At 68.6% G+C, this 13,117-nt stretch carries 11 protein-coding genes; 4 read left to right on the top strand and 7 right to left on the bottom strand.

All coding sequences use genetic code 11. The features are described from left to right. Nucleotides 1–4: 4 nt before the first annotated feature. The 4 genes from QHF89_RS25220 to QHF89_RS25205 all read right to left on the bottom strand — a co-directional run bounded on the left by QHF89_RS25220 (nt 5) and on the right by QHF89_RS25205 (nt 3,942). Nucleotides 5–520 carry a hypothetical protein gene (locus QHF89_RS25220; RefSeq protein ID WP_284720915.1) on the bottom strand — a complete coding sequence of 172 codons (516 nt, stop codon included), beginning with the start codon at nt 518–520 and terminating at the stop codon, nt 5–7. A 631-nt stretch (nt 521–1,151) separates the two neighbouring features. Further along, entirely contained in the window at nt 1,152–2,708 is a 1,557-nt protein-coding gene (locus tag QHF89_RS25215; protein WP_136967890.1) for a peptide MFS transporter, read from the bottom strand. Nucleotides 2,709–2,756: 48 nt separating this feature from the next. After that, nucleotides 2,757–3,122 carry an S-adenosylmethionine decarboxylase family protein gene (locus QHF89_RS25210; RefSeq protein ID WP_136967889.1) on the bottom strand — a complete coding sequence of 122 codons (366 nt, stop codon included), beginning with the start codon at nt 3,120–3,122 and terminating at the stop codon, nt 2,757–2,759. Nucleotides 3,123–3,231: 109 nt separating this feature from the next. After that, entirely contained in the window at nt 3,232–3,942 is a 711-nt protein-coding gene (locus QHF89_RS25205) for a hypothetical protein (protein WP_136967888.1), read from the bottom strand. Nucleotides 3,943–4,178: 236 nt separating this feature from the next. Here QHF89_RS25205 and QHF89_RS25200 point away from each other — a divergent pair, with 236 nt between their 5' ends. Beyond that, complete coding sequence (locus tag QHF89_RS25200) at nt 4,179–4,946, top strand: glucose 1-dehydrogenase (RefSeq protein ID WP_136967887.1); 768 nt, start codon at nt 4,179–4,181, stop codon at nt 4,944–4,946. 10 nt (nt 4,947–4,956) lie between these two features. Continuing rightward, nucleotides 4,957–5,418: a PaaI family thioesterase gene (locus QHF89_RS25195; RefSeq protein WP_136967886.1), complete on the top strand. Its 462-nt coding sequence runs from the start codon at nt 4,957–4,959 to the stop codon at nt 5,416–5,418. Here QHF89_RS25195 and QHF89_RS25190 read toward each other — a convergent pair. Further along, entirely contained in the window at nt 5,351–7,852 is a 2,502-nt protein-coding gene (locus QHF89_RS25190; protein ID WP_136967885.1) for a PAS domain-containing protein, read from the bottom strand. The genes QHF89_RS25195 and QHF89_RS25190 overlap by 68 nt on opposite strands. A gap of 204 nt (nt 7,853–8,056) precedes the next feature. On the opposite strand from QHF89_RS25190, the gene QHF89_RS25185 reads away from it, so the two are divergent. Both QHF89_RS25185 and QHF89_RS25180 read left to right on the top strand, forming a co-directional pair. After that, a complete protein-coding gene (locus tag QHF89_RS25185) occupies nt 8,057–8,326 on the top strand; it encodes a MoaD/ThiS family protein (protein ID WP_136967884.1) in 270 nt (89 codons plus the stop codon). A gap of 7 nt (nt 8,327–8,333) precedes the next feature. Continuing rightward, nucleotides 8,334–9,452, top strand: a complete 1,119-nt coding sequence (locus QHF89_RS25180) for a WD40/YVTN/BNR-like repeat-containing protein (RefSeq protein ID WP_136967883.1) — start codon at nt 8,334–8,336, stop codon at nt 9,450–9,452. A gap of 1 nt (nt 9,453) precedes the next feature. Here QHF89_RS25180 and QHF89_RS25175 read toward each other — a convergent pair whose 3' ends face one another. Together QHF89_RS25175 and QHF89_RS25170 are read right to left on the bottom strand one after the other, a co-directional pair. Then, entirely contained in the window at nt 9,454–9,954 is a 501-nt protein-coding gene (locus QHF89_RS25175; RefSeq protein WP_136967882.1) for a hypothetical protein, read from the bottom strand. A 67-nt stretch (nt 9,955–10,021) separates the two neighbouring features. After that, nucleotides 10,022–12,973 (bottom strand): 2-oxoglutarate dehydrogenase E1 component, encoded by a 2,952-nt coding sequence (locus QHF89_RS25170; RefSeq protein ID WP_136967881.1) that lies wholly within the window; start codon nt 12,971–12,973, stop codon nt 10,022–10,024. Nucleotides 12,974–13,117 lie beyond the last annotated feature (144 nt).

The following is a 13,117-nucleotide window of genomic DNA, read 5'->3' as shown; positions in this document are numbered from 1 at the left end:
GAGCTCATCGGTAGGAAGCTTCCCACCGCTCCGGCTCCGGCGGTCTCGCGATCGGTCGCGGCAGCGGTTTCGGCTGCGGCTTCGGCCGCTCGGCCTCTTTGGTCTCGTCCTTCTTCTCTGCGCCCTTCTCCTTCGCCGCGACCTTCTCCGGCGGGGGCGGCGGCGGCTTGTCGCAGGGGAGGTGCTGGAACGCAATCCCCAAAAGCTTCCGGCTCTCGGACGGCGCGTTGGGGTCATGAATATAAACAGCCTTGGCCTCGCGGCTCTCCAAGAGCTCGTCGAGCGACAGGAACGTCGTTCGAGGCGTCCCGTCCCCCACGTCGTACCAATAACGTGCATTCGGGCCGACGTGGGGATGGCGCCGGCATATGCGGAACAACCCTATTCCGTTCGGCGTCGTCTGCGCCCACGCCTGCGTGGGCGCGCCTGTCGCGGCGCACCCGAGGAGCCATGCCGAGGCGCCCAAAGCGAGGAGCACGAGGAGCCAAAGCCGAACAAAACGGTTCGACAACCAGGCCATGGAAGCGCCTTCCGTTTGCGCAAGGCCTCACCCGGCCAACCCCGTGACGCCGTGCGCGGGCCCGCGTTCTTCCTGGCGATCCGTTCTGCAACAAGCCTCGACGCGGGGACAAGAGATTGCACGCCCCCGCCCCCGCGCGGCAACCCCCTCCCCCGCGGATGCATCCCCAACCCCCGCCAAGGCACGCCGTCCACCTCAGAGGGCACCCCCTCTCCCCGCGAAGGCACACTCCCTCCCCCTCAAGGCAGGCCCTCGACGTGTGGCGGCACACGTCGACCCCATGAAGGCACGCGCCGACCGCAGGAATGCAGCGCGCCGACGTGTAAATGCACACACTCGCCTCGCTGCGGCAGACGTTGCCGTCACGAAGGCACAAGGCCGACCCGTGCATGCACGCGCGGCTTCGTCAGGCGCGGAGCTGGGACCAGCAACGACCCTGCCCACCGAAACAGCCGCGCTGTTGGTTCTGCTGGCGACCCGGCTTCTTCGTCGGCCTGTTTGAAAAACTGCGCGGAGCGCAGTTTTTCAACCCTGGGTCCAGCCCCTGGCTGGTCCGGGGTCGAGGGGGCGGACAGCCCCCCGCGGGGTCCGGGGCGGCGCCCCGGGGGCGCTTACGCTCCCCGACGCACGCTCAGTGATTGCCCATTGCCTTGCGGAGCGGCTTGTTGAATGCCGCAATCGCGAGACCGGCGGCGACGCCGAGGCCCATGAGCAGGAGGAAGAAGTTCGTGGGGGACCACTTCGTGTAGAGGATGCCGATGTAGCCGCTCAGGATGTTGCCGAAGAAGCTCGACATGAACCACATGCCCATCATCATCGACACGAACCGCACCGGCGAGACCTTCGTCACGAGCGAGAGGCCGATTGGCGACAGGTAAAGCTCGCCGATCGTGAGCAGGGCTGTGCAGACGACCGGCCAGAGCACGCTGCCTTTGCCGCCGCCGATCACCTGCGCGCCTCCGACCATCACGATGAACGAGAGGCCGAGGATGATGCAGCCGACGGCCATCTTCGTGACGCTCGACATCTCCTTGCCGGCCTTCGCTTGCGCGGTCCAGATGCGGTCGAGGATCGGCGCGAAGAGGAAGATGAAGAAGGGGTTGAACGACTGGAACCAGGTCGAGGGGATCTGGAAGCCGAAGATCACGGGCCAGACGGTCTTCTCGTCGGCCCAGGTCTGCATCGTGTTGCCCTGCTGCTCGTAGACGGCCCAGAAGATGATGTTCAGCGCGCAGAGGATGACGAGGGCGCCCATGCGTTGCCCCTCGTTCTCTTCCTTCACCACGGCCGGGGCTTCGCCCTTCTCGCCTTCGCTCTTCTTGAGCGTGTCGGGCGCGAGTGTGCTCGGGCCGAAGAAGAACTGGATGAGCAGGCCGAGCACCATACCGATGCCCGCTGCGAGGAAGCCGTACCGCCAGCCGTTGTTCTGGGCGAGGGTGCCGCAGACGAGGTTCGTCAGGAACGCACCCAGGTTGATGCCCATGTAGAAGATCGTGTACGCGCCGTCGCGGCGCTTGTCGCCCGGGGGGTAGAGGTTGCCGACCTGGGTCGAGATGTTCGGCTTGAAGAAGCCGTTGCCGATGATGAGAAGGAGCAGGCCGAGGAAAAACAGGTTCTCGGCGCTGAAGAGCACGAACTGGCCGAGCGCCATGAGCGCGCCGCCGAGGAACACGGAGCGCTTTTGGCCGAGGTAACGATCGGCCATGAAGCCGCCGAAGAGCGGCGTCAGGTACACGAGGCCGGTGTACCAGCCGTAAATGGCCGACGCGACGGGCTGCATCGCGCAGGTCTGCTGCGCCACGGATTGCGCCATGTCCGCGGCCATCGGCGCGATGTTTTTCGTCGGATCCCCCTGGAGGAGCAGCCCGACCTTCTCGTTCACGCACTGCGTGAGCGTCGTGGGATCGACGTCAGGCAAGAGGCCGCGGATGACGCTCCAGCCGAACACGTCCCCCGGGTTGCCCGTGGCGTCGTACGCCTGGCCCTGGAAGCGCTGGCGATACGTGACGAACAGGTAGTTCACCAGGTACAGCTTCAGCAGGCCGCGCATGCCGTAGTAGGAGAAGCGCTCCCACATCTCGGTCGTGAAGAGCACGAAGAGCCCGGCTGGATGGCCGAGGATCTGCTTCTTCGACTTGGGTCCCGACCAGGGCTGTTCCGCGCGCTGCTCTTCGACGTTGGTCGCCATCGGGACGCGGTTTTACGCGGCCTGTATGGCGACCGCAAGGCCCGCGTGTCACCGGGCAACGCTGGAGATCACGCCACCATCGAGCACACGCTCCTCGAGCACGGCGAGTTTTCCCTCGGGGAACACGGCGCGGATCGCATCGAGCGCGCGCTCGACGCTCTGCTTCGTGCTGCACGAGGCGACGTCGATGAAGATCCTGCCCTCCTCGGGCCACGTGTGCAGCGCGATGTGGCTCTCGCCGACGACGGCGCAAGCCGTGACGCCCTGCGGCGAGAATGGGACGACGAGCGTCCCGAGCCCTGTGAAAGGGCCCGCTGCGACGGCCGCGTCGAGCGCGGCGCGGAGCGCGTCGGGGCTGTTCAGGGTGTCGCGGCGGCACTCCGTGAGGATCGCGAGCAGCACGAAGAGCTTCATCGGCTGCTCCGGCACATACCGCCGTCCGGGTCGTCTGGCCAGGCGCGAATGAAACGAGGGGGCAGGCGCCTGGCCCGCCCCCTCACACGCGTGGTGACGCGTGCAGGTTTTACCGGCGACCCACGATCGTCACCGGGCGAGCGCGCTGCCCACCTGCGTCGAAGCGGCCTGCGATGCCCGCGAAGACGAAGGCGTTGAGGCGCGGCGTGTCGACCGTCTGCGTCGAGACGCGGCCCTCGGGGTTGCGCCAGAGGAACATGCTGAGATCGCCGCCGACCGTCGGCGAGAGCGCGACGCTCTCGCTCACGCGGATGTCGACGCCGATCTTGGCCTTCGCGAGCTGGAAGCCGTGGACGAACATGTCGTTGTTCGGGCCCGAGGGCTGATCCCACAACATGCGATACCCGGCGCCGACCGAGACCCACGGGTCGAGGCGCGAGTAAGGGCTCGCGTGGAAGACGCCGTCGATGCCTGCCGTCGCGCCGCGGAGCTCCGCGCCGCGGGCGAGGTTTTGCATGTTGTAACTGCCGTTGATACCGACCGAGGAGTACGGATTCGCGCGGTAGTGGAGGCCGAGGCCCGCGCCGAGGCCCGCGCCGCCGAGGCTCGTCGCTTGCGTGCCCTCGGTCGCGGGCACGGACGGCCCGAAGGCCTGGTTGTACCCCGAATCGACCTGGATCTCGAAAGCGTTGAGCGGAGCGCCGATCTGGCCCCGCCGCTCCATTGTGCCTTCGCGCATCACCGTTTGTGCCGAGGCCGTGCTGGCGCTCGCCGCGGCGAGCGCGAACGTCGCGACCGCGATTCCCATCGTTCGTGTCATGGTTTCATTCCCCCTGGCTTCGGGCGCTGGAATCGAGCGCCGCCCGCGCGAGGGGTGGAGCAGCGTACGTGCCAGGCGGTGGACGAGCAGCATGTTCCCGTCTGAAACGAGCAGGGCCCGCCTTGGATCACGAACGAGCAGGCGCCGAGTGCACACGCGAAGAGATCGCTTGGGCGCTGCGTTGCAAAAACCCGGCTTGGCAAGGCGACGCGAATTCGCGAGGATGCCGCCGCAAGATGAAGAGCTGGATCAACGTCGAGGGCAAGGTCGCGATCGTGACCGGTGGCAGCCGAGGGATCGGCGAGTCGATCGCCAAGGCGCTCGGGCAGAGCGGGGCGAAGGTGGCGATCGCGTCGAGGAAAAAGGAAGGGCTCGACGGGGCGGTCGAGCGGCTGCGCAAGGAGGGCGTGACGGTAGAGGCCTTCACGTGCCACACGGGCAAGGCCGACGATGTGCAGCGGCTCTTCCAGCAGGTGATCGAGGCGTTCGGGAAGGTGGACGTGCTCGTCAACAACGCCGCGACGAACCTTCATTTCGGCCCGTTCATGACCGTCGAGGACGCGGCGCTCGACAAGACGTTCGAGGTCAACCTGAAGGGTTATTTCTACACGTCGCGTGAGCTCGTCCGGCACCTCGTCGATCGCAACGCGCCGGGGGCGATCGTGAACGTGGCGAGCGTGGCGGGCCTGATGGGGGCGCCGCTCCAGGGCATGTACGGGACGACGAAGGCCGCGGTCATGTCGATGACGAAGACGATGGCGGTGGAGCTCGGCGCGAGCGGGATCCGCGTCAACGCGATCGCGCCGGGCCTCGTGGACACGCGGTTCGCCGCGACGCTCGTGCAGAACAAGGAGATCGTCGAGCGGGTCGTGGGGCGGACGCCGCTCGGCCGGTACGGGCAGCCGGACGAGATCGCCGGCGCGGCGCTCTACCTCGCCTCCGACGCGGCGTCGTTCCTGACGGGGCAGACGATCGTGGTGGATGGCGGCATGACGATCGCGTGAGGGAAGGCAGATGAATCAGCAAAGCTTGCAGGACCGCTACGCACCGGAGAGCTTGTGTTTCGGCTGCGGGCCGGCGAACGAGAAGGGGCTGCGGATCAAGAGCCACGTGGAAGGCGACGAGGTGGTCGCGACGTGGGCGCCCGAGCCGTACCACCAGGCGTTCCCGGGCATGCTCAATGGCGGGATCATCGGCGCGCTGCTCGATTGCCATTCAAACTGGACGGCGGCGCATCACCTGATGGAGCGGGGCGGCCTCGACAAACCGCCCTGCACGGTGACGGCCGATTTCCACGTGAAGCTGAAGCGGCCGACGCCGCTCGAACGCGTGACGCTGCGGGCGCGGGTCGCCGACGTGGCCGAGGATCGGTGCGTGATCGAGGCGACGCTCGAGGCCGGCGGGAAGATCACGGCGACGTGTCGCGGGATGTTCGTCGCGGTGAAAGAGGGGCATCCGGCGTACCACCGCTGGTAGGCGCGACGAGCCCGAGGATCCGGGAGAGCTCCTCGAAGAGCCGCTGCGGCTCGACGGGCTTGCACACGTGGCCGTCGAAGCCCGCGCGAAACGCGCGGTCACGGTCGGCGTCGCGGGTGAAGGCCGTGACGGCCACGACCGGGATCGATGGGGCGTGTGTCCCGCTGCGCACGGCGCGGACGAGGTGAAACCCGTCTTCGCCAGGCAAAGCAAGCTCGCTCAGCACCACGGAGGGCCAGCCGGACGCGATCACGCAGAGCGCCTCCGCCGCGCTCGACGCCGTCTGCGTCTCGGCGCCCTCCTCCAGGAGCAGCCGCGCGAGGACGTCCCGCGCGCCGGGCTCGTCGTCGACCACGAGGACGTGGAGCCCCTCGAAGGAGCGGCCGTCGTCGCGCCGCGCGGGCGGCGCCTTGCCGTCCTCCGCCACGAGCGGCAGCTCCACGCGCAGCGTCGCGCCGCGGCCGATGCCCTCGCTCTCGGCCCGCACCGAGCCGCCGTGCAGGCCCACGAGGTCCTTCACGATCGAAAGCCCGAGGCCGAGCCCGCCTTCCCGCCGCGCCGACGAGGCGTCCGCCTGCCGGAACCGGTCGAAGACGTGCGGCAGCAGGTCGGGCCGGATGCCGAGGCCGTCGTCGCGCACGGTGAGCGTGACGCGGGGGCCCATGCACGCGAGCGAGACCTCCGTGGTGCCGCCGGGGGCGCTGAACTTGATGGCGTTGCTGAGGAGGTTGCACACGATCTGCTGGAGGCGCGCCGGGTCGCCGAGCACGTGGACGGCCCTCGGGTCGTCCACGCGCGCGAGCTTGATCTGCCGCTCGTTCGCCATCGGGCGCATGGTCTCGAGGGCGACGTCGACCGCGCGGGAGAGGTCGCAGAGGCTCCTGTCGAGCTTGAGCTTGCCAGCGCGGATGCGCTCCATGTCGAGCATGTCGCCCATCAACCGGCCGAGCAGGGCCGCGTTGCGCTCGATCACGTCGATCGCCTTGCCCAGGCCCTCCTCCGGGAGCGCGCCCCGGCGAAGCAGCTCGGCCCAGCCGACGATGGCGTGGAGCGGCGCGCGAAGCTCGTGCGAGACGATGGCCAGGAAATCGTCCTTGAGCCGGTTCGCACGCTCGGCGTCACGCCGCGCGGCCCGCTCGCTGTCGAGCAGCGCGGCGCGCTCCTCTTCGAGCCGCTTGCGCTCGGTCACGTCGATCAGCGCGCCGTAGAGCGCCGCGGGTTTGCCCTCGCCGTCCCGGCGCACGTGCGCCATGAGCTCGATCCAGCGCACGTCCTGGCCGCCGCGCAGGATGCGGAACTGCGAGCGGCAGGGCGCCTCGGCCTCGAAGGCGCAGCGCGTGGCGCGGTTGACCTCCTGTCGATCATCCGGGTGCACGCACGACAAGAGGAGCCTCCGCTGGAAGACCACGTCGGCCGGCAGGCCGAGCAGCTTGCGGGTGGTCGCCGAGCAAAATGCTTGGCGCTCCAACAGATCGAAGGAGAAGGTCCCGACGCCGCCGGCCTCGGTCGCGAGCCGGAGGTGCTCCTCGCTCTCGCGCAGGGCTTGTTGCGCGGCTTTGAGGTCGTGCACGTCGGCCGCGGCGCAGAACCATTTCGTGATGGCGCCCTGGGCGTCGAGGATCGGCCGCGCGCTCGCGCAGAACCAGCGGTACGCGCCGTCCTTGCCCCGCATGCGGAGCTCCACGGCGACGGGCTCGGCCGAAGCGCTCTCGGAAAGGTGGCCGTGGACGGCGGGGAGGTCATCCGGGTGGATCCATTGCATCCAGGCGACGTCGTCGTCCGAGCCGGGGCGCATGCCCGTGTACTCGTGCATGCGCTGGTTCATGTACTCGCCGCGGCCGTCGGGCAGCGCCGTGAAGAGGATCTCGGGCACGGTGTCGGCCATGGCGCGGAAGCGCGCCTCGCTCTCGCAGAGGGCCTGCTCCGCGCGCTTGCGGGCGTCGATGCTGATGATGCAGCCGACGAGGCGGACGGGCGTGCCGCTCTCGTCGTGGACCAGCCGGGCGTGGTCCCATACCCAGACCCAGCGCTCGTCCCGGTGACGGATGCGGTACTCGGCGTCGACGACGGGCTGGTTTCGGTTGCGAATCGTGGTTCGGCCGGAGAAACAGGTGAGGTCTTCGGGGTGGATGCGGCCGCGCCACCACGCGTCGGTGGCCGGGACCTCCTCGGGCCGGTAGCCGAGCATCTCGACCAGGCCCCCGGAGCGCCAGACGTGGTTCGTCAAGAAATCCCAGTCGTAGGCCGTGCCGCGGATGGCCTCGGTCGCCAGGCGAAAGCGCTCCTCGCTCTCGCGCAGGGCGTCCACCCCCTCGCCGCCTTCGCCTTCTTCCCGCCCGCGGCCCCCCCGTTCGGCCAGGAACAATCCAGACTCGTGTTTGCCTGGCTCTCGTTTCTCACGATCTCCGGCGTGGTCGTGCGGGGGATTTCCCATGCTGCGATGTTCCAACGGCTCAGCGTCAAAAAGCAATCACACGTAAGTAGTACCTCACGGGACGGATTTGATTCCGGGGACCACGGAGGCGGCCACCTCTACAGGCAGGTCAGGGAATCCCTGGGGAGGGAACGGGAAATTCCTCCTCAAAAGGGAAACCTGGCCTTGACAAACCCGGTCCTCGTCCGCGAGGCTCCTCGCCGCATGCCACGCGTCACGTTCACCCCACATATCGCGAGGCACGTCCCCTGCCCGGCGCGCGACGTCGACGGGCGCACCGTCCGCGAGGCCCTCGACGCGTATTTCGCAGCCGAGCCGGCCGTGCGAGGGTACGTCCTCGACGAGCAAGGCGTCGTCCGCAAGCACGTGGTCATCTTCATCGACGGCCAGCAGACGACGGATCGAACGAGCCTCGGGGACAGGGTGGGCGAGGGCTCGGTGATTTACGTGATGCAAGCGCTTTCCGGGGGGTAGAGGGGCCATGTCGAGCAGGTTGTTCGTAGCGACGCGCAAAGGGCTTTTCCGTCTCGATCGAAAGCCCTCGGGGTGGTCGATCCGCGAGGTCTCGTTCCTCGGTGACAACGTTTCGATGGTGTTGCCGGATCCGCGCGACGGGACACTTTATGCCGCGCTCGCGCTGGGGCATTTCGGCGTGAAGCTCCGGCGTTCGCGGGACGTGGGCGCGACGTGGGAGGAGATCACGGCGCCGGCCTATCCGCCGCTGCCGGAAGGAGCCGAGCCGGACAAGACGCCGGACGGGCGAGAATGGCCGCAGCGGGTGGAGCTTCTGTGGAGCCTGGAAGCCGGCCGTGATCATGAGCCGGGGCATCTCTGGTGCGGGACGATCCCGGGGGGCCTGTTCCACTCGAAGGACCACGGGCAGTCGTGGGATCTCGTGCGGTCGTTATGGGATCACCCGACCCGCAAGGGCTGGTTCGGCGGTGGCTACGATTGGCCGGGGATCCACTCGATCTGCGTGGATCGCAGCGGGGTGACGGTGGGGATCTCCTGCGGGGGCGTGTGGCGCTCGATGGACGACGGAGCGACGTGGGAGACACGGACCGAGGGGATGTACGCCGAATACATGCCGCCGGAGCGTCGGGACGATCCGGGCATCCAGGACCCGCACCGCGTCGTGGCCTGCGCCGCGCAGCCCGATGCGCTCTGGGTGCAGCACCACAACGGGCTGTTCCGCTCGACGGACGGAGGCAAAACCTGGCGCGAGGTGACGTCGGTGAAGCCGAGCAAGTTCGGCTTCACGATGGCGGTGCACCCGCGGGATCCCGAGACGGCGTGGGTGGTGCCCGCGAAGAAGGACGAGCAGCGGGTCCCGGTCGACGGGAAGGTGGTGGTGGCGCGGACGCGCGACGGCGGGGCGAGCTTCACGGTGCTCGAACGAGGGTTGCCCCAGGGGAACGCGTTTGATCTGACGTACCGCCACGGGCTCGACGTGGACGGCTCGGGGAACGTGCTGGCGTTCGGGACGACGACGGGGTCGTTGTGGCTCAGCGAGGACGGCGGGGATTCGTGGCAGACGATCTCGAATCACCTGCCGCCGGTGTACGCGGTGCGGTTCGCCGAGGGCGCGGCGGACGCTTGAGCTACGGGACGTAGTTCCAGGCGCAGAAGCCGTTCTTGCAGACGAAGCCCTCCGCGTTCGGGCAGTCGCAGGTGGAGCCCACGCCGTCGTCGCATTGGAGCTCCTGGCTCGTCGTGAGCAGCTCGTAGAAGCGCGTGGTGTCCGCGTCGAGGCGCGCGACGAGGTTGCGCGTGCAGCCGCAGCTCGTGCCCTTGAGCTCCTGGCCACACTGGGCGTCGGCCGTGCAGCTCATGATCGCCGCCTGCTCCTTCGGGAGCTCCACCTCGATCTCGGCGCAGGTGAGGTCGGACGCGCTGCCGCCGCTGCCGCCGCCGCCAGTCGTGCCGGAGCTGCCACCGCCGTCGCTCCCGCCGGAGCTGCCGGCGCCGCCGGTGCCGTTGCCGGTGGTGCCGCCCGCGCCGGCGTCGCCGCCGGACGGAGAGCCTCCGCCGCTGACGTCGGACGCGCAGCCGAGGAGGGAGACGAGCAGGAGCGTGGACAATCCGGTGAGGACGCGAAGCATGAAAAAACCTCCGTGCGCACGTGGTTGCGTGCCCACGGAGGTTACCATGGCCTGATCGGCCGAGCGGTCAGGCGAACGCTTCGTCCATCAGCCGCTTCTGCTCCAGGTTGTGGCTCGCCTTCGACCCGGTCGCGGGGCTCGCGCTCGGCTGGCGACCCACGACGGAGAGCGGGAAGCGTCCGCCGAGGAACTGGGGAAGCACCGCGTTGATGTAGTACCAGGCGCCGTAGTTGATCGGCTCCTCCTGGACCCACACGAGCTTCGTGCCTTCCTTGTAGTTCGCGAGCGCGTCGGTGAGCTCGCGGTTCAGCGGGAAGAGCTGCTCGAGCCGCACGATGGCCACGTCCTTGAGGTCGCGTTGCTCCCGCGTCACGGCGAGGTCGTAGTAGATCTTGCCCGAGCAGAGCAGGATCTTCTTCACCTCCGAAGGATCGACCCCGTCGTCGCCGATCGCGCGCTGGAATCGGCCGTTCGCGAGGTCGTCGATCGTGGAGACGGGGCGCGGGCCCTTGGCCGTGGTGGCGACACGGAGCAGGCTCTTCGGCGTGGCGATGACGAGCGGCTTGCGCCACGGGCGAAGGACCTGGCGGCGCAGCACGTGGAAGAGCTGGGCCGGCGTCGTCAGGTTGCAGACCTGGATGTTGTCCTCGGCGCTGTTCTGGAGGAAGCGCTCCATACGCGCGCTCGAGTGCTCCGGGCCCTGGCCCTCATAGCCGTGCGGGAGGAAGAGGACGAGGCCCGAGAGCCTGTGCCACTTGTCCTCGCTCGACGTGATGAACTGGTCGACGATGACCTGCGCGCCGTTGAGGAAGTCGCCGAACTGCGCCTCCCAGATGACGAGCGCGTCGGGGTAGTCGAGCGCGTAGCCGAACTCGAAGCCGAGCACGCCCGCCTCGCTGAGGGGGCTGTTGTGGATGTCGAGGCGCGCGGGGCCCTCCGCGACACGCGAGAGCGGGGCGAAGCTCTCGCCCGTCTCGATGTCGACGACGACCGCGTGGCGATGGCTGAACGTCCCGCGGCGCACGTCCTGGCCCGAGATGCGCACGGGCGTCTTCTCGGCGAGGAGCGTGGCGTACGCGAGCATCTCGCCCGTGCCCCAGTCGAAGGGCTCGCCCTTCACGAGGCGGTCGTGGCGCGCCTTCAGGATGGGCATGACCTTCGGGTGCACCTTGAAGTCACCCGGCAGCTCGAGGAGGCGGCGCGAGATGTCGATGAGCTTGTCGGCGGGCACGCCCGTCGGCACCTCGGGCGTGGCGGCGTCGCGGCCGCCGCGGTAGCTCGACCACACGCCGGCCATTGCGTACGTGACCGGGGCGAAGCCCTTCTGCTTGACCTCTTGCAGCGCGACGTTGAGCGCCTCGCGGCGGCGGACGAGGATCTCCTCGGCCTTCTCCTCGCTGACCTGGCCCATCGCGACCAGGCGCTTGACGTACATCTGCCGGACGGTCGGCTTCTTGTCGATGACGGCGTACATCCGCGGCTGCGTGTAGCGCGGCTCGTCGCCCTCGTTGTGGCCGTAGCGGCGGTAGCAGTACATGTCGATCACGACATCCAGGCCGAAGCGCTGGCGCCACTCGCTCGCGAGCAGCGCGACCTGCGCGACGGCCTCCGGATCCTCGCCGTTCACATGGAAGACGGGGACCTTCAGCATGCGCGTGATGTCGGACGCGTACCGCGTGGAGCGCGACTCGCTCGGGTTCGTCGTGAACCCGACCTGGTTGTTCACGATCACGTGGATCGTGCCGCCGGTCCGGTAGCCCTCGAGGTTGCTCATGTTGAGCGTCTCGGGGACGATGCCCTGGCCGATGAACGCGGCGTCGCCGTGGATGAGCAAGGGCATGACCTTGCGCGCGGCGTCAGGGGTGCCGGCGCCGAGGCGGTCCTGCTTGGCGCGGACGCGGCCCTCGACCACGGGGTTCACGAACTCGAGGTGGCTCGGGTTGAACGTGAGCGTGAGGTGGACCTTGTGGCCCGACTCCGTGATGCGGTCGTTCGAGTAGCCGAGGTGGTACTTCACGTCGCCCCCGCCGACGTACCGCTCGGGATCTTTGTCCTCGAAGTGCGCGAAGATCTCGCGCGGGCTCTTCTCGAGGATGTTCGAGAGCACGTTGAGGCGGCCGCGGTGCGCCATGCCGAAGACGATCTCGTCGACGCCCTCGGCGCCGGCGCGCTCGATGAGGAGGTCGAGCAGCGGGATCAGCGCCTCGCCGCCTTCGAGCGAGAAGCGCTTCGTGCCGGCCTCGTAGCTCCGGTGGATGAACTGCTCGAAGATCTCGGCGTCGGAGAGCTTCGTCAGGATGCGGAGCTGCTTGTCGCGGCTGAGCTCGAGGCGGTTCTTCGTCGCCTCCATGCGACGCTGGAGCCAGATGCGCTGGTCCGGATCCTCGATGTGCGTGAACTCGACGCCGATCGAGCGGCAGTACGTCTCCTCCAGGCGGTTCATGATCTCACGGAGCGTGGAGATCGCGGGCAGCCCGGCGAGGTCGACCGTGGGGAAGGGCTGGTCGAGGTCCGCTTCGCTGAGGTCGAAGTTGTCGAGGTTCAGCTCAGGCGGCGCGGGCGGCGGCAAGCCGAGCGGATCGATGTGCGCGAAGAGGTGGCCTCGCACGCGGTACGCGTTGACGAGCTGGTAGACACGCGCGCGGGTCGCCGCGGTCGACATCATCTCCTGCTCGGAGGAGATGAAATCGAAGCCCGGCACGCGCGGCGGCGGGGGCGGCGACGAGCCGCGCTGCCGGCGCGACGCCGGCTCCTGCGTGAACAGGCTCGCCTGCGCGGGCGCCGCTCCACCGTTCGTGTAGCGCGGCGGCTCCGCGAGCGGGGCGGGTGACGTCACGGGCGACGCCGCCGGCGGAGCGACCTGCACGGGCGCTCGAACCACCGGGGCGGCTGTCTGGGACAGACCTCGTCGTCCCTCGAAGAAGGTCCTCCAGTTCGGGTCGACCTTCTCGGGATTCTCCAGGTATTGGGCGTAGAGCTCTTCGACGAACCCTGCGTTGATGCCGAAATCAAGCTGCATGGGTGGCATTGGGGCGGCAGGGAAATAACGCGGGATCGGTGTCGCCGCCAGCGCAGTTTTTTCGGAGGCCGTATGGCTGGAAACCAGAGAGACCACCGGTGGAGCGGGCGCCCGAGCCCCAGGGTGCGCTACATACGTACCCAC

The organism is Polyangium sorediatum (genome assembly GCF_029946465.1).
GTDB classification, from domain to species: Bacteria; Myxococcota_A; Polyangia; order Polyangiales; family Polyangiaceae; genus Polyangium; species Polyangium fumosum.
Note: the sequence above shows the minus strand (reverse complement) of the source record. Positions and strands in the feature narration are given on the sequence as shown.